18 protein-coding genes are annotated in these 16,077 nt (G+C 65.6%); 9 read left to right on the forward strand and 9 right to left on the reverse strand.

Annotation, left to right across the window (positions count from 1 at the left end; translation table 11 throughout):
* The first annotated feature begins 70 nt into the window (after positions 1-70).
* Positions 71-583 carry a hypothetical protein gene (locus VGR99_RS14495; protein WP_326899126.1) on the forward strand — a complete coding sequence of 171 codons (513 nt, stop codon included), beginning with the start codon at positions 71-73 and terminating at the stop codon, positions 581-583.
* Between the two features lie 31 nt (positions 584-614).
* On the opposite strand, the gene VGR99_RS14500 is transcribed toward VGR99_RS14495, so the two are convergent.
* From VGR99_RS14500 to VGR99_RS14510, 3 genes are all read right to left on the reverse strand, one after another.
* A complete protein-coding gene (locus tag VGR99_RS14500; RefSeq protein ID WP_326899127.1) occupies positions 615-968 on the reverse strand; it encodes a cupin domain-containing protein in 354 nt (117 codons plus the stop codon).
* A 64-nt stretch (positions 969-1,032) separates the two neighbouring features.
* A complete protein-coding gene (locus VGR99_RS14505) occupies positions 1,033-1,773 on the reverse strand; it encodes a metallophosphoesterase family protein (RefSeq protein WP_326899128.1) in 741 nt (246 codons plus the stop codon).
* Between the two features lie 102 nt (positions 1,774-1,875).
* Positions 1,876-2,373, reverse strand: a complete 498-nt coding sequence (locus tag VGR99_RS14510) for a hypothetical protein (protein ID WP_326899129.1) — start codon at positions 2,371-2,373, stop codon at positions 1,876-1,878.
* Between the two features lie 440 nt (positions 2,374-2,813).
* Between VGR99_RS14510 and VGR99_RS14515 the strand changes: the two genes are divergently transcribed.
* Positions 2,814-4,820, forward strand: coding sequence for a DEAD/DEAH box helicase (locus VGR99_RS14515; RefSeq protein WP_326899130.1), 2,007 nt, complete (start codon positions 2,814-2,816; stop codon positions 4,818-4,820).
* A 78-nt stretch (positions 4,821-4,898) separates the two neighbouring features.
* Here VGR99_RS14515 and VGR99_RS14520 read toward each other — a convergent pair whose 3' ends face one another.
* Both VGR99_RS14520 and VGR99_RS14525 read right to left on the reverse strand, forming a co-directional pair.
* Positions 4,899-5,195, reverse strand: a complete 297-nt coding sequence (locus VGR99_RS14520) for a hypothetical protein (RefSeq protein WP_326899131.1) — start codon at positions 5,193-5,195, stop codon at positions 4,899-4,901.
* Between the two features lie 128 nt (positions 5,196-5,323).
* On the reverse strand, positions 5,324-5,830 hold the full coding sequence (locus VGR99_RS14525; RefSeq protein WP_326899132.1) for a GNAT family N-acetyltransferase: 507 nt from the start codon (positions 5,828-5,830) through the stop codon (positions 5,324-5,326).
* Positions 5,831-5,969: 139 nt separating this feature from the next.
* On the opposite strand from VGR99_RS14525, the gene VGR99_RS14530 reads away from it, so the two are divergent.
* Positions 5,970-6,356: a hypothetical protein gene (locus VGR99_RS14530; protein ID WP_326899134.1), complete on the forward strand. Its 387-nt coding sequence runs from the start codon at positions 5,970-5,972 to the stop codon at positions 6,354-6,356.
* Between the two features lie 13 nt (positions 6,357-6,369).
* Here VGR99_RS14530 and VGR99_RS14535 read toward each other — a convergent pair whose 3' ends face one another.
* Entirely contained in the window at positions 6,370-6,924 is a 555-nt protein-coding gene (locus tag VGR99_RS14535; RefSeq protein WP_326899135.1) for a PAS domain-containing protein, read from the reverse strand.
* Positions 6,925-7,378: 454 nt separating this feature from the next.
* Here VGR99_RS14535 and VGR99_RS14540 point away from each other — a divergent pair, with 454 nt between their 5' ends.
* Entirely contained in the window at positions 7,379-8,200 is an 822-nt protein-coding gene (locus tag VGR99_RS14540; RefSeq protein WP_326899136.1) for a rhomboid family intramembrane serine protease, read from the forward strand.
* A 189-nt stretch (positions 8,201-8,389) separates the two neighbouring features.
* Positions 8,390-8,818 (forward strand): CBS domain-containing protein, encoded by a 429-nt coding sequence (locus VGR99_RS14545; RefSeq protein WP_326899137.1) that lies wholly within the window; start codon positions 8,390-8,392, stop codon positions 8,816-8,818.
* Positions 8,819-8,842: 24 nt separating this feature from the next.
* On the opposite strand, the gene VGR99_RS14550 is transcribed toward VGR99_RS14545, so the two are convergent.
* Positions 8,843-9,871 (reverse strand): patatin-like phospholipase family protein, encoded by a 1,029-nt coding sequence (locus tag VGR99_RS14550; RefSeq protein ID WP_326899138.1) that lies wholly within the window; start codon positions 9,869-9,871, stop codon positions 8,843-8,845.
* Between the two features lie 248 nt (positions 9,872-10,119).
* On the opposite strand from VGR99_RS14550, the gene VGR99_RS14555 reads away from it, so the two are divergent.
* Positions 10,120-11,193 (forward strand): hypothetical protein, encoded by a 1,074-nt coding sequence (locus VGR99_RS14555; protein WP_326899139.1) that lies wholly within the window; start codon positions 10,120-10,122, stop codon positions 11,191-11,193.
* A 189-nt stretch (positions 11,194-11,382) separates the two neighbouring features.
* Here the strand turns inward: VGR99_RS14555 and VGR99_RS14560 are convergent, their stop codons facing one another.
* Positions 11,383-12,276 (reverse strand): LysR family transcriptional regulator, encoded by an 894-nt coding sequence (locus VGR99_RS14560; protein WP_326899140.1) that lies wholly within the window; start codon positions 12,274-12,276, stop codon positions 11,383-11,385.
* A gap of 103 nt (positions 12,277-12,379) precedes the next feature.
* Here VGR99_RS14560 and VGR99_RS14565 point away from each other — a divergent pair, with 103 nt between their 5' ends.
* Together VGR99_RS14565 and VGR99_RS14570 are read left to right on the forward strand one after the other, a co-directional pair.
* On the forward strand, positions 12,380-13,363 hold the full coding sequence (locus VGR99_RS14565) for an aldo/keto reductase (protein ID WP_326899141.1): 984 nt from the start codon (positions 12,380-12,382) through the stop codon (positions 13,361-13,363).
* A gap of 258 nt (positions 13,364-13,621) precedes the next feature.
* Positions 13,622-13,861: a hypothetical protein gene (locus VGR99_RS14570; RefSeq protein ID WP_326899142.1), complete on the forward strand. Its 240-nt coding sequence runs from the start codon at positions 13,622-13,624 to the stop codon at positions 13,859-13,861.
* A gap of 103 nt (positions 13,862-13,964) precedes the next feature.
* On the opposite strand, the gene VGR99_RS14575 is transcribed toward VGR99_RS14570, so the two are convergent.
* A complete protein-coding gene (locus VGR99_RS14575; protein WP_326899144.1) occupies positions 13,965-14,957 on the reverse strand; it encodes a zinc-dependent alcohol dehydrogenase family protein in 993 nt (330 codons plus the stop codon).
* A 105-nt stretch (positions 14,958-15,062) separates the two neighbouring features.
* Between VGR99_RS14575 and VGR99_RS14580 the strand changes: the two genes are divergently transcribed.
* On the forward strand, positions 15,063-15,923 hold the full coding sequence (locus tag VGR99_RS14580; RefSeq protein ID WP_326899145.1) for a LysR family transcriptional regulator: 861 nt from the start codon (positions 15,063-15,065) through the stop codon (positions 15,921-15,923).
* The last annotated feature ends 154 nt before the right edge of the window (positions 15,924-16,077 follow it).

Below are 16,077 nucleotides of genomic sequence, written 5' to 3' on the forward strand. Positions count from 1 at the left end.
TCCGCGACTTATTCACGCAGCGGTGAAACTTAAGCCCAGGTTCCGGCTTTCAGTTTGCGGGAGAGGTCATTTGAAGCGAATCCTGAAACCCCTGACTTACGTCCTCGCCGCCATCTACTTCCTGGTGGATGCGGTCTTCATGGCCGTGGCGAGGCCGATCGCGCGCTGGATCGGGCGGCATTTCGAATTCAAGCGGTTGCGCGCCTGGATCAGGTCGCTGCCGCCTTATCCGTCGCTCTGCCTGTTCTCGGTACCGGTCATTATCCTGGAACCGATCAAGCCCGTGGCGGCCTATCTCGCCGCCACCGGCCAGATCGTGAGCGGCGCCGTGACGTTCATCATCGGCGAATTGCTCAAGCTGGTGCTGGTCGAGCGCCTGTTCCATCTCACCCGTGACAAGCTGATGCGGATTCCCGCATTCGCCTGGGTGTATGGGAAGTTCACCGAGATGAAGGCCTGGCTGCAGGCGACCGAGGCCTGGCGTGCCATCCGCGCCGTGAGCCACGTGGTGAGGGACACCGTGGCGCGAGCGAGAGCGAGGCTGGTCGCAAGCTTCAGCAAGCTGGCGACCTCCAGGGATTAGACTCCAGGGATTAGATCTGCCACGCGCTCGCCTATGCGAGCTTGCGCGCCGCCGCGGTCGCCTTGTCGCCCGTATTCGGCGTGCCGGTCGGCTCGATCAGCATCAGGTGAACCTCCTCGCGCGCGACCGGGCGGTGCTCCACGCCTTTGGGCACGACGTAGAGCTCGCCCGGACCGAGCGTCACCGTGCGGTCGCGCAATTCGATGTCGAGAATGCCCTTCAGGACCAGAAAGAAATCGTCGGTATCGTCGTGCTTGTGCCAGGTGAATTCGCCCTTCACCTTCACCACCATCACGTCGCAATCGTTGAAGGTCGTGACCGTGCGCGGCGACCAGTAATCCTGAAAAGTCGCGAGCTTGTCGGCAAGCGATATGCTGTCGGCCATGTTTCCCCCGTTGCTCTCTCGTGAGGCACGATTTGGGGTCGAATGGCCGGTGCGGCAAGGCCCGCTATTTGACACATCCTGACAACATGGCCTGCGCCCATTCCGGACGGCCGTTGGCGAGCGCCTGAGCCGACGCGGCGTCCCAGTCGTATTCCAGGGCCAGCATCTCGACTTGCCAGCCTCTCGTTCGTTTCGTGATGATCGCGTAGCGGGCGTGAGGCGAGCGGTGCTCCAGGTTTGCGGCAAACGGAATGTCCGCGAACACCGGGCAGCCGACGCTGCCGGGATTGAGAACCAGACAGTCGCCTGGCCCCTGAACGGCCGCCTGGCGATGGCTGTGACCGCACAGCACGACGCGCGCCGTTGGCGCGCCCGCGAGGCGCGCGCTCAGCACGTCGCGACGGGCCGGCACGAAGCGGCCGTCCTCGAGCGATTCTTCCAGCAGGCACGTCGTATCGTCGTCGGGCGTGCCGTGGCAGGCCAGGATCCCGTCGTCCAGCCGTATTTGGGAGGGCAGGCTATGGAGTGCGCGACGCTGCTCCGCAGTCAATGCGTTGCGCGCAAACAGGCCTGCCCGCGAGAGCTTGTCGTCCGGAAACTCCTCGATCCAGCGATCATGGTTTCCGCGCACCGTCGGCAAGGACAGCGACTGGAGAGCTTCGAACGTTTCCCTTGGCCATAGCGGGCTGGTGACGCAGTCGCCGAGGTTGACCGTACGATCGACGCCGCGCGCCTTGATGTCGGCCAGTACAGCTTCCAACGCGGCAAGGTTGCCGTGGATATCGGAAATGACTGCCAATCGCATCGTCGTGCTCCTCATACTGTCTTGCCCGAACTTAATTCTGCCGGGTCATCGGATCTATCTAGCATCTGCTGATGGGACGTTCACCAGCTAGCCACGGCTGATCTAACTCTCCTTCACCACCGTCACGCCGACGACCTTGGTGCCCTCCAGTTCCCGCACGATGCGGTCATCCGGCCCGACCACGCCAAGATCGAACTCGCGGTCCGGCGTCACGAGGATCATGCGCTGGCCGACGATCACGAGCACCGTCATGTCGTCGCGCTCGCCTTCCTCGGCCCATGCACGGATCTCCGCCGCATAGGGCGCCTTGCGCCAGGCGTTGGGTGTGCCGGGATCACAGCGGACTTCAATGCCGTCGTCCGAGGTGGTCAGCACCAGTTTTGACCTGTTCGGCTTCCAGCGCTCGTCGAGGAGATCGTTGACGAGCCAGAGACAGGCGAAGTCGCCACATTCGGCCGGGCGTTCGGCGTAGATCGCGCAGCCCTCGCGGGGTTGGCAGTGCCGGCACCAGCTTCCCGCCGGTTTGGCCAGCGCCTCGATGGCCATGACCTTGCAGCAAAGCGTGCAATCGCCGCAGCTGCGCTTGATGGGAGGCGTCATGCGGTCATTCACGACAGTGCCTCAACGTCGTCATTGCGAGCCAACGGGTCCGCGCGTAGCGCGGCTCGATGACAGGCTCCGCGAAGCAATCCAGAATCTTTCCGCGGAGGGACTCTGGATTGCTTCGCTGCGCTCGCAATGACGGAGTGTATGGCATCGGAATCCACCTCTCTCGGGTCCCGGGCCCGCTGCAAGGGGGCCCGGCGTCAGGTCCGGTCGTGGCCAAGGTTAATCAAGGTAGCCGCAAAAATCCGCTGCAACCTTCAGGCGCGGTGCTCACCGCGAAGCCATGCATCAAAGCCATGGTGATTTCCGAACTCTTGGCGTAAAGAGCGCCCTGATCAAATCGCCAGCGTGCGGCCGGGCCAATTGCCGCGCATGCCAGCTCAGGTCCGCCGGTTCATCGTTCCGCGCCTGAATTAACCAAGGTTCTCCATCTCGTGTCCCTTCCGGCCCTGACCCCGCCGCTCGCCCGCGCTTTGGCCGAGCGGAATTATGATTCACTGACCCCCGTCCAGCTCGCCGTGCTCGCCCACGAAGCCACGGCCCGCGACCTCCTGGTCTCGGCCCAGACCGGCTCCGGCAAGACCGTCGCCTATGGATTGGCCATCGCCAAAAATCTTCTCGATGATGCCGAGCAGTTCGGGCGGGCGGCCGCGCCGCTCGCCCTGATCGTGGCGCCGACCCGCGAGCTTGCTCTGCAGGTTCAGCGCGAGCTCGCATGGCTCTATGGACATGCCGGCGGCCGAGTCGTCTCCTGCGTCGGCGGCATGGATCCGCGCCGCGAGCAGCGCGAGCTCGAGGCCGGTGCGCACATCGTGGTCGGCACGCCGGGCCGGCTCTGCGATCATTTGCGTCGCGGCCGTCTCGACATCTCCGAACTCAAGGCGGTCGTTCTCGACGAGGCCGACGAGATGCTCAATCTCGGCTTTCGCGAGGACATGGAATTCATCCTCGAGACCACGCCGGAGACGCGCCGCACGCTCATGTTCTCGGCGACGTTTCCGCGCGGCATCGTCGCGCTGGCGCGGCAATATCAGCGCGACGCATTCCGGATCGAGGTCGCGGGTGACGAAGGCGGTCACGCCGATATCGAGTACCGCGCCATCCGGGTCGCCCCCGGCGATGTCGAGCACGCCGTCGTCAACGTGCTGCGCTTCTACGAGGCGCCGAGCGCGCTGGTGTTCTGCAGCACGCGCGACCACGTCAGGCATTTGCAGGCGGCGCTGCTGGAACGCGGCTTCTCCGTCGTCGCGCTCTCGGGCGAATTGACGCAGAACGAGCGCACGATGGCGCTGCAGTCGCTGCGGGACGGACGCGCGCGCGTTTGCGTCGCGACCGACGTCGCCGCCCGCGGCATCGATTTGCCGAGCCTCGATCTCGTCATCCATGCCGACCTGCCGAACGACGCCGAGGTGATGCAGCATCGCTCCGGCCGCACCGGGCGCGCGGGACGCAAGGGGACGAGCGTCCTGCTGGTGCCGCCCGCGCGGCGGCGGCGCGCGGAGCTGCTGCTGAACCTCTCGGGTACCGACGCGGCCTGGGGGACCGCGCCGCAGGCCGATGAAATCCGCAAGCTCGACCACGACCGCATGAAGGACGTGCTGTTCACGGAGGAGACGACGCCGGACGATCTGGCGCTGGCGCAGGCCCTGCTCGCCGAGCGGTCGGCCGAGGACATCGCCGCGGCGCTGGCGCGGCTCTATCGCGAGCGGCTGCCGTCGCCCGAAGACATCATCGATCCCGGCGAACGCAGCAGCCGGCCGCGTGACGATCGCGGTCGCGACAGGTTTGAGGGCAGAGGCGAGGGTGGTGACGATCGCGCCGCCAAGCCTCGGTCGAAACCGGGCAAAGCGTCGTCGAAGCACGGCATGGCGGAGGGCAGCGTCTGGTTCCGCGCCGCGATCGGACGGCGCAAGAATGCGGAAGCGCGCTGGCTGCTGCCGATGATCTGCCGCCGCGGCGGCATCGACAAGCGCGACATCGGCGCCATCAAGATCATGGACACGACCACCGAGTTCGAGATTTCCGAGCGGGTGGCGGAGTCCTTCGCCGCCAAGGTCAAGCGTCCGGACAAGGAAGACAGCATCCGCATCGAGCTGATGGCGGAGGCACCGCAGCGGCAAGAGCGTTCGGAAGCGCGCTCCGAAGAACGTTCGGAAGCGCGCATGGACGAGCGTTCGGAACAGCGCTCACACGCGCCGCGGCGCGAGCGCAGCGAGGGCGAGCGTCGCGAACACCAGGGCGATCGCCCGCGCGATGCCGGTGGATTCAAGTCCCGCGACAAGGCGCACGGCGAGCGCAGGCCAAAATTCGACGATGCTCCGTCTTTCGGGAAGAAAAAGAAGCACAAAGGCAAGCCGGGCCACGCAGAGCCGTCGGTCACGCCGTGGCCCGCGAAAGGCGCGCCGGGAAAAAAGCCGAAGAAGAAAAAGCATCGCGGCTGAATTTCAGTCTGACGGTCTGGATACGAGCAATGCCGCCGGAGCGATCCGGCGGCATCACTTTAAGGATCAGGTTTGAGCTCAGCGGCCGCCGCCGCCACCACCGCCACCTCCGCCGCCACCACCACCGCCGGCATCGCGCAGCGAGCCGTTGTAGCGGGGATCGGTCTGCCGCATGTAGATCGGCGAGATGTCGTGATCGGTGCGAACGACGCGGCGTCCGCCCTGCTGCGGGGTTTCGATCAAGCTGCCACAGCCCTCGAAGAAGGCGAACTCGCAGCCATAGCTGCGGTACTGCGTGGCGTTGGCGCTGGTCGCGCTGAACGCGGCCGTCGCTGCGAGTGTAATCAAGGCAAGTTTCGACAAAGTCAGTTTCATGGATTTTCTCCAGCCTCGGATTGGCGAGACCGGAACGGCTCGCACGCAACTTCGACGGAAGCCGGCTGAATCCGGTTCGAGCTAGCTGCTTCACGCCCACGTGAGCCGGGGCGGCAGGGGGAGGGACGTTACGTCGCAGTCAAGTCGCGCAGCATGTAGGTCGCGCTGTCGCCGTAGGACGCAAGCTTGGCGCGCAGTTGCGCGCCCACCGCGACGGGCCGAAAGCCGAGGCGCTCCCACAGCGGCCGCGTCGCGTAGACGGAGACCAGCGCGAGCGTCGCGATGCCGGATGTGCGCGCGAGCTGTTCGATGACCGCGACATAGTTTCGCGCAACGCCGCCGCGAAAATCAGGCAGCACGGCGACGTCGTGGATGTAGAGACAGTCCGCATTCTCGGGCAGTCGTTCGAGGAAGCCGTCGAGCGGTGGAATGTTGTACTGCGTCCAGGGATGCGCGAGTCCGTATCCGGCGATCGCATCGCCCGTAACGAGCACGCAGCAGCCGCTTGGATAGAGCTGCATTTTCTCCATGAACACTTCGGGGCGTTCGGGGAGTCCAGGATGGATCTGCGCCGCGACCGCGCTGATCGCCGGCAGATTGGAAATGTGCGCAGGGCGCCAGTGCGGCTTGGTCATGTCGGTCCGTCTCACCTCATCCAGTTTATTCCGCTGCAATGATGCGCGCAGCGAAAAATATCGTTGCCGCCGCCGGAGGAATACGAGGCGCTGTGCGGCGTCCTATCCCATGCAAGCCAATTGCATGACAGGAGAACCCATGACGTCCTCGATCCGCCTCGCACTCACGCTCGCCGTCTCACTCGCGATCGTTCCCGCTGCCTTCGCCGCGCCGCCGACCAAGACCGGCAAGACCGACAAGGGCAACGTGCTCACGGATGCCAAGGGCATGACGCTCTACACGTTCGACAAGGACATGGACGGCAAGTCCGCCTGCAACGGACCGTGCGCGACGAACTGGCCGGTGCTGAAGGCCGAGGCCAGCGATGCCGCCGGCGATGGCTACACCATCATCACGCGCGACGACGGTTCCAAGCAGTGGGCCTACAAGGGCAAGCCGCTCTACACCTTCGCCAAGGACACCAAGCCCGGCGACATCACCGGCGACGGCTTTCTGAATGGCGCCTGGCACCTGGCGATGCCGTGATGCGCGAGGCTGCCTAGCGCAGCCCCTCATACACCATCAACCCGCGTGCGATCTGCAGCTTGCGGATCGCGCGCGGCAAGAGCTTCTCCGGCTGGTGCAGATAGCGCCAGGAGGTGAGGGTGAACGGCCCAAGCGCGCCGTATGCGTCGTCGAACGGGGCGAGCACGCCGGTGACGCTGACAGGCGTGTGCGGGCGGGCGTTGAAGGGCAGCAGCAGCAATTCGAGATGCGCCTTGCTGCCGTCCTCGCGCGCGGCGGTGACGCCGGCGATCGCGCCCAGGGTCTCGTCGGCGACGATGGTTGTGATCTCCTCGATCTCGCCGCGGCTGGCATCGGTGAACAGCGCGGCAAAGCTCGCATCCTTGAGGTCGCATCCTGCGAGCGCGCAGACGCGCGTGCCGGCGACGCGGAACGGGAAGCCGAGATTTTGTTCGCAGGACAGCACGAAGATGTCGCCGAGCAGGCCGCGGACTGCGGCCGGATCGATGTCGGCCCGGTCAGGGGCCCGCGCCGCGCCGCGCTTCTTGTCCCAATACGCGAAGAACTCGCGGCTCGACGGATGTTTCATGTGTGAACGCTAACCCCGGGGCGCAACCGCGCGGGACAGACCTGTCCCGCTTCAGTGCACCCGCGATCCCTTTCGTTGTTGTGCAGGAGGGGATTTGCAGCGTCCATGCCGCAGGCGTGTTTTCGCGGCCCTTAAGACCGCCTTTGCGTCGTTAACGTTAAATTAACTATGGACTTTGCACCCGACCGTGCACTGCTATGGTGATCGCGGTCGCAAGCCTCGCCGCTTTTCTCCAGGTTCTCGGCGGGGCCTGTACACAGGGCGTCAAACAGTTTGGTCACGGGCCGCGGGGAGGGGTGGGGATACACCTTCATTTCTCTGGCACGGAAGGCCGACACGGACAGGCGGGGCTTTCCCAGGGCCCCGCCTTTTCCTTTTGTACACTTGCGCAAGGCCGGCAAAGGCGACTATCTCCAAGCGTATCGCTCCGATCGCGCCTGAAAGCGAAGCTGCCTTGGATTCCCCGCAAGATTTTCCGCCGAAGGGTTCTCAGCCGGACCTGCCTGCCGTCACGGAAGAGGCTCCGCGCGAGCCGATCCTGACGCTGCCGGGGGCGCTGACCGCCTATGTCGCGCTGCTGGCGGTGATCCATCTGCGGGTGCTGCTGCCGCCGGAGCTGGAGAACTGGACCATCGACGTCTTCGGCTTCATCCCGAAGCGCTACGATTCCTCGCTGCTCAATCTGCAGATCCCGGGCGGGGCGGGGGCGAAGGTCTGGACCTTCGTCACCTATTCGCTGCTGCACGCCAATCTGACCCATATCGGCTTCAACGTGCTGTGGCTGCTGCCGTTCGGCAGCGCGCTGGCGCGGCGCTTCGGTGCCATCAGGTTCTTCGTGTTCATGGCGGTGACGGCGGCGGCCGGCGCGCTCGCCCATCTCGTGACCCATGAGCATGCGGTGGCGCCGATGATCGGCGCGTCGGCCTCGGTGTCGGGTGCGATGGCTGCGGCGATCCGCTTCGCCTTCGGCCGCGGCAGCTTCCTGTCGTTCACCCGATCGGATGCCGATACCGCCGCCAGGGTTCCCGCATTGCCGCTGTCGCGCGCGTTGCGCGACGGCCGGGTGCTCGGCTTCCTTGCGGTGTGGTTCGGCGTCAACATCATCTTCGGCGTCGGCGCGATCGGCGTGGACTCCGAAACCACGAGCGTCGCCTGGCAGGCGCATATCGGCGGCTTCTTCGCAGGGCTCCTGCTGTTTGCGCTGTTCGATCCGGTGCCGCGCGTGCGAAACGATGCTGCGGATGCGTCATCACAGGACGTTTCGGACCGTATTTGAGGCGGTGCTTGCGATGCGGCCCGAATTCATCCATCATTCCCGTGAAGAATGTTCCGAAGCGACAAGCCGCTAGCGGCAATGCTTCGCAAAGCGCACGAGCATGAAACCTGCGCTGTAACTGTTAGTTGAAGACTCGCGAACAAGTCCGGACCGCCAAAAGGCGGACGGACCCGATTCAGGGAGGCAACAATGACGGTACGTTCCATTCTCAATACCAAGGGCCACCAGATCATGAGCGTCGAGCCCGACGCCAAGATGGCCGCCGCCATCAAGCTGCTCGGTGAGAAGAAGATCGGCGCGGTGCTGGTGATGAACCAGAGCCGGCTCGAAGGCATCTTGTCCGAGCGCGACATCGTCCGCGTGATCGGCGAGCGCGGCGCCGGCGTTCTCGAAGAGCCGGTGAGCCAGGTCATGACCCGCAAGGTCGTCACCTGCAAGGAGACCGACACGGTCGCCGAGATCATGGAGACGATGACGACAGGCAAGTTCCGCCATCTGCCCGTGATCGACAACGGCAAGGTGGTCGGCCTGATCTCGATCGGCGACATCGTCAAATGGCGCGTGCGCGAATACGAGTCCGAGCAGGAAGCGCTGCGCGACTACATCAAGACCGCCTGAGCGGGCTTTAGGCGCGCGTCTGCCTTACTCGTCCGCCTTGGGCGCGTGACCCGCGGGCGCGGGCGCCAGCACATCGATCGCCTCCTGGATCGACTCCAGCGCGCGCTCGGCTGCGCGCGTGCCGTGGGCGATCAAGTCCTCCGAGCGGTGGAAGTCGAACCAGCCGAACTGGCCGACCCGCGGCGTGATCAACAGATCAGGCGGATCGCCGGCAAGGCGGGCGCGGGTGATGCGGTCCTGCATGATGTTGAAGGCATCGACCATCACCGAGGAGATGCCGGGCCGTCCGCCGGCGCCGAAGAACTCGCGCTTCATGGTTTTCTCGGGCGAGAACAGCCGCGGGAAGCGCCGCTTGGCGGTTGCCTCCTCGGGCACAGACGCGACCGGTGCCGGCGTGGCGCCGTGCGAATAGATCGTCGTGGAATGGGTGAAGATGTCGCTGGAAAGATTTGCGGCGATGACGATTTCGGCGCCGAGCGCGCGCGCCGCCGAGACCGGCACCGGATTCACCAGTGCACCGTCGACCAGCCAGCGGTCGCCGATCAGCACCGGCGCGAAGATGCCGGGCAGGGCGTAGGAGGCGCGCATCGCATCGACCACGCGGCCGCGCGTCAGCCAGATCTCGTGGCCGGTGCGGACCTCGGTCGCGACGCTCGCGAACTTGATCGGAAGATCCTCGATCAGGGTCTGGCCGATCGCCGCCTCGAGACGGGCGGCCAGCTTCTCGCCGCCGAGCAGGCCGGAGCCGTTGAGGCGGATGTCGAGATAGCCGAGGATGTTGCGCATGCCTTGCAGGCTCTGCCCCCACTCCTCGAATGTATCGAGCCGGCCGGCCGCATGGAGGCCGCCGACCACGGCGCCGATCGAGGTGCCGACCACGACATCGGGCACGATGCCGTTGGCGATCAGGGTCCTCAGGATTCCGATATGGGCAAAGCCGCGCGCCGCGCCGCCGCCGAGGGCAAGGCCGATGACCGGCCGGCGGGTGGGGCCGAGGCCAATCTTCTCGCCGTTCGAGCCGTTCGCGCCACGACCCTTCAAGATGTCCAGCACTCAAACTCTCCTATGCCGAGGCCAGCCCGCGCCACGAGACTAGGCACCGCATTCGCTCTCCGCCAGAACCGAGGCGAAGCATGGTTTATGCCGCTTTGGGGAGGGGGCTGGGCAGGAGTATGGCGAGGGCGGTTGCCTCAGGTCTAATCACGCAGGCGTCAACCAGGTTCCACAGAACCTATCCGGCCCGTATTTCCTGGGGTATCAGAGGCTTGAATTTGCCGCGTTTTCGGTGAAAAGCAGGGGACATGACACGCGGGGGTGACGGCATCATCGGATGGCGGCGCAGCGGCAGGCTGCTGCCGGCGCTGATCCTTGCCGCGTGCCTCGTTACCGCAGGCCAAAACGCTGCGCAGGCGCAGCTTTTCTCCGATCGCCCGCCGCCGATCCCGCCGGCCTCGGTGCCCGATCCCGGTGGCGCCGTGAGCCTGGCGCCGCCCACCGGCCCGGGCGCCGGCCCGCCCAGCCTGCCGCCGACCCTGACGCAGCCGGTGACTCCGAGCATGCCGCCGCCCGCCGTCACGACCGTGCCGTCGGCCCCGCCGCTCAACGCGGCCGTGCCCGGCCAGGGCGTGCTGTCGCTGACCGCCAAATACGGCAAGGACTCGCCCCAGATCACCAGCGGCCTGGTCTGGCGGGTGTTCGCCGACCGTCCCGACGAGAACGGCACCTTCAAGCTGATCAAGGAAGACCGCAACGCGACGCCGAACATCGTGCTGCCGCCCGGCAATTACGTCGTGCACGTCGCCTTCGGCCTCGTCAGCGCGGTGCGCACCGTCAGCCTGAAGGCCGAGACCGACCGCGAATCCTTCGTGCTGCCGGCCGGGGGGCTGCGCATCGAGGGCCGCGTCGGCACCAGCCGCATTCCGCAGAACCAGATCTCGTTCGCGATCTACAAGGGCAGCCAGTTCGAGGCCGGCGAGCGCGCCTCGCTGGTGCCGAACGTGGCCGCCGGCGACGTCGTGCTGATCCCGGAGGGCACCTACTACATCATCTCCAACTATGGCGACGCCAACTCGGTGGTGCGCTCGGACATCCGCGTTCAGGCCGGCAAGCTCACCGACGTCACCATCACCCATCGCGCCGCCGTGATCACGCTGAAGCTCGTCAGCGACAGGGGCGGCGAGGCGCTCGCCAACACCGCCTGGTCGGTGCTGACCCCCGGCGGCGACGTCATCAAGGAATCGATCGGTGCCTTCCCGCGCGTCGTGCTCTCCGAAGGCGAATACCGCGCCATCGCCAAGAACGAGGGCAAGGTCTACGAGCGCGGCTTCAACGTCGTGAACGGCGTCGACGGCGAAGTCGAGGTCGTGGCGCGCTGACGCCGCCTCTCTTCGTTTAAAGAGGCAGCCCCAAGTTAGCTCTCGTGTCCCGGACGCGGTGCGGCATGAAATGCCGCTCCGCAGAGCCGGGACCCAGAAGGCGATACGGTACAGTGCGGAGACATGGGCCCCGGCTCTGCAGCGCACCGTCGAAGAGACGCTGCGCTGCGTCCGGGGCACGAGACCTTCTCACTTCCGATACCTGAGCGCCTCCACCAGCACGGCGAACGCCGGGGTCGGCTGGCGCCGGCTCGGGTAATACAGGTGATAGCCGGCAAACGGCGCGCACCAGTCGGCGAGCACGCGGATCAGCCGGCCGTCCGCGATCTCGCGCTTCACGAGATCCTCGGGGATATAGGCGAGGCCAAGGCCGGCCAGCACGGCATTCATCCTGAGCAGGCCGGTGTTGAACACGAGCTGGCCGTCGACGCGCACCTTCATGGCGCGGCCGCGCTTCTCGAACTCCCAGGCATAGATCCCTCCGTAAGTCGGCAGGCGAAGATTGATGCAATTGTGCTCGGTGAGATCCTGCGGCTGCTTCGGCTTGCCGCGCGTGGCGAAATAGGCGGGCGCGCCGACCACGGCCATGCGCATCTCCGGCCCGATCCGCACCGCGATCATGTCCTTGGCGACCTGCTCGCCGAGCCGCACGCCGGCGTCGTAGCGCTCGGCGACGATGTCGGTCAGGCCGTAGTCGACGACGAGCTCGACCTTGATGTCGGGATAGCGCGGCAGCAGTTTTGCGAGCGCCGGCCACAGGACGGTCTGCGCGGCGTGCTCGCCCGTGGTAATGCGCACGTTGCCCGCCGGCGTCTCGCGCAGCGCGGTCAGCGCCGAGAGCTCGGCGTCGATCTCGGCAAAGCGCGGCGCGACGTTGCGCAGCAGGCGCTCGCCGGCCTCCGTCGGCGCGACGCTGCGGGTGGTGCGGGTCAACAGCCGCAGGCCGAGCCGTTCCTCGAGGCCGCGCACCGTGTGGCTCAGCGCCGACTGCGACACCCCGAGCTGTGCTGCCGCGCGGGTAAAACTGCGCTCGCGCGCGACCGCGAGGAAGGCGAGCAGGTCGTTGATGTTGGCGCGGGCCATTCATGAATCCCGATCATGAGTACATGTCGCTTTTATCACCTAATCGCAGACCCGCATGCGACCTAAATTCGCAGCCGACATCATCTTCAAAGGAGAGCTTGAGATGCAGAAGCGCAAACTGGGCAAAAGTGGTCTGGAGGTCTCGGCCCTCGGCCTCGGCTGCATGGGATTGAGCTACGGCTACGGTCCCGCGACAGAGACATCACAGGCCATCACACTGATCCGGACCGCGTTCGAGCGCGGCGTGACCTTGTTCGATACGGCCGAGGCCTACGGCCCCTTCGTCAACGAGGAACTGCTCGGCGAAGCGCTGGCGCCATTCCGCGACAAGGTGGTGATCGCCACCAAGTTCGGTTTCAAGGGCGGCAAGGTCGAGGCCGGGCTCGACAGCCGGCCCGCCAACGTCAAGGCGGTGGCGGAGGCCGCCTTGAAGCGGCTCAAGACCGATCGCATCGATCTGTTCTATCAGCATCGCGTCGATCCCGACGTGCCGGTCGAGGACACCGCGGGTGCGGTGAAGGAGTTGATCCGCGAAGGCAAGGTTTTGCATTTCGGCATGTCGGAGGCGGGAGCGTCGACCATCCGCCGGGCTCATGCCGTGCAGCCCGTTGCCGCACTGCAAAGCGAATATTCGCTGTGGTGGCGTGAGCCGGAACAGGAGATCCTGCCGACGCTGGAGGAGCTCGGAATCGGTTTCGTTCCTTTCAGTCCACTCGGCAAAGGCTTTCTGACCGGTGCGATCAATGAAAGCACGACGTTCGATGCGAGCGATTTCCGCAACATCGTACCGCGCTTCTCATCCAGCGCACGCAAATCAAATCAGACGCTGGTCGATCTGCTCGGCGACATCGCAGCAGCGAAGAAAGTGACGCCGGCGCAGATCGCGTTGGCCTGGCTGCTGGCGCAGAAGCCCTGGATCGTGCCGATTCCCGGCACCACCAAGCTGCACCGGCTCGAGGAAAATCTCGGTGCGGCGGTGGTAACGTTGTCTGAGGCCGATCTCGCGGCCATTGCAGGCGTGCTGGCGAAGGTGGCGGTGCAGGGCGATCGCTATCCCGCTCATCTCCAGGCGCGTGTCGGCCGCTAACAAATGTTGTGTGAAGGCCCGGTGAGCGTTTGCTTACCGGGCTCCGCGTCTTGTGTTCTGATTTGAATATCGTTGAAAGCGCTATCAACGCGCGACGGCGAGGCCCGCAAACACCGCCAGCATCAGCTTATTCCGTGAACGTCGTGCCGTTCATCACGACGGTGGAAGATACGTATTTCCGATAATCAATTTTATTCTCTTTCCATCCTGCTGCGTTATATGTCGGGCATCCGTCTAACGGGGGATGCTGGAGCAGGCATGAGCTTGCGAGACCGGCACGAGCAGGGGGCCCATTCCGTCGGCATGTTCGAAGTGATCCTTACCAGGCGCAAGCGGTTCGGTTGGCGGTGGCAGGTGTGCGACCAGTCCGGCAAGATATTTGCCGACGGCTTCGACCGCACCCGGCCGGCCGCCAAATATCATGGCGAGCGCGCATTATTCTTCCTGTTGTCGCAGGCCTATCTGCGCAACCGCTCCGCCGCGTCCAGCGAGGACTAGTCGCGGGCGGTTTCGTAGCCCGGCTGAGCGAAGCGACACCCGGGACCGCTCGCTCCGTTGATACCCGGATATCGCTTCGCTCATCCGGGCTACGAGCCAAACCTCAAATATCCACCACCAGCTTGCCCTTCGCGGCATGATCCCTGATCAGCGCATAGGCGTCGCCGACGCTCTCCAGCGTGAAGCGCCTGGCATCGAGTAGTGGCACGAGCTTGCCGGCTTCCACCAGGCGCGTTGCCTCGGCCATGATCTCCCCGTGATGCGCGCGGCCTTCGCCCGTCAGCAGCGGCAGCAACGTGAACACGCCTGAATAGCTCGCGGCACGAAACGACAGCGGTGCCAGTGCATGCGTGCCCCAGCCGAGCGCGCTTACGACATGACCGAAGCGGCGCACGCTTGCGAAGGAGGCATCGAGCACCTTGCCGCCGACGGTGTCGTAGACGATGTCGAAGCCACGACCACCGGTGTGCTCTGCCACGTAAGTCTCGATCGCGGTGTCGCGGTCGATGAAGACGGCGCCAAAACCTTCGATCGTCGCGCGCTGCGATGCCGAGCCCGTCGCGAACACGTTGGCTCCGTTCGCACCTGCGATCTGGATCGCGACATGGCCGACGCCGCCGGCGCCGCCATGGATCAACACCTGCTGCCCGGCTTTCAAGGCCGCGCGGTCGATCAGGCCTTCCCAGGCCGTGATGAAGATGAGGGGCAGGGCGGCGGCCTCGCGCATGCTGAGATTGACCGGCTTCAACGCCAGCAGGTCGGCATCGACCGCGGCGAATTCGGCGAGCGATCCCGGCACGCCGCCGACGCCGCCGGTCATGCCGTAGACTTCGTCGCCCACCTTGAACCGCGTGACCTCGCGCCCGGTCTCTTCGACCATTCCGGCGAGATCGATTCCGGGGATCGCGGGGAGCGGATGGCGGGCATGCGCCGCGGCCCCGGCATGGATCTTGGTGTCGAGCGGATTGACCCCGCTTGCGCGCACCCGCACCAGCACGTCGCGCGGGCCGATCTCAGGCGTCGAGATGGTGGAGATGCGCAAGGGGGCATTGTGGGTTTCCAGCACGCCTGCGCGCATCGTCGATGGTCTGGTCATGAACGTCTTGCTCCGTTGTCGGCCTCCAATATGCCCATGATTTTTTGCATGGAAAGGATCAAGGATGTACGATCACCGTGCATTTTTGAATGAGCGGGGATTCCGATGGAGTGGAGCGATCTGCGCATCTTTCTGGCGATTGCGCGCGAAGGCACGCTCGGGGCTGCCGCGCGAAAGATCGGCCAGACCCAGCCGACGATGGGGCGGCGGCTGCGCGCGCTCGAGCAGGCGCTCGGGCAGACCTTGTTTCAACGCACCGCCGACGGCTTCGTCCTCACCGACGAAGGCACCGCCGTGCTGCGCCACGCCGAGCGGATCGAGGAGGAGGCGCTCGCATTGCAGCGGCATGCGACCGGCGCGGAGACGCAGCTCGACGGCGTGCTGCGTCTGTCGTCGTCGGACTGGTTCGGAACGCTGATGCTGTCGCCGGTCATCGCCGCCTTCGGCAAGCGTCACCCCAAGGTAACCGTCGAGCTCCTGACCGATGCGCGCCTATATAGTTTGCCGCGTCGCGAGGCCGATCTGGTCTTCCGCATCAAGCCGTTCAGCGAGCCCGAGGTGATCTCGCGAAAATTGATCCACATTCCCTACGCGCTCTACGGCAGGAAGGGCAGCAAGCCGCCGCGCGCCGGCGACGGCAGCGGGGTGCGCGTCGTGACCATGAATGCTGAATTCGCCGACATGCCCGACGCGGTCTGGCTGAAGCGCATGCTGCCGAAGGCGGAGGTCGGCTCGCGCAGCAACAACAGGCAGGCGCAGGCGGAGCTCTGCGCCGGTGGCGGCGGCCTCGCCGTGCTGCCGCGTCCGCTCGGCGACCGCGATCGCCGCCTCGTCGCGCTCGACATCGGCACGCCGCCGCCCGGCCGCGACACCTATGTGGGCTATCACCGCGATCTCAGGCGGCTGGCGCGGTTGCGCGCGCTGCTGGATCTGGTGATCGAGAAGCTGGCGGGTGGAGCTTCGTAGCCCGGGTGAGCGAAGCGATACCCGGGGCCGCTCATGCCGCAAATCCCGGATGTCGCTTCGCTCATCCGGGCTACGAGACCTTGCGTTGCCCGTCGGGCAAAACACCCAAGCGGTCGGTCAAGCCGTGGTCTCGAAAATATTCTACTTTACCGAA

It is taken from the genome of Bradyrhizobium sp., assembly GCF_035935975.1.
Classification (GTDB): Bacteria; Pseudomonadota; Alphaproteobacteria; order Rhizobiales; family Xanthobacteraceae; genus Bradyrhizobium.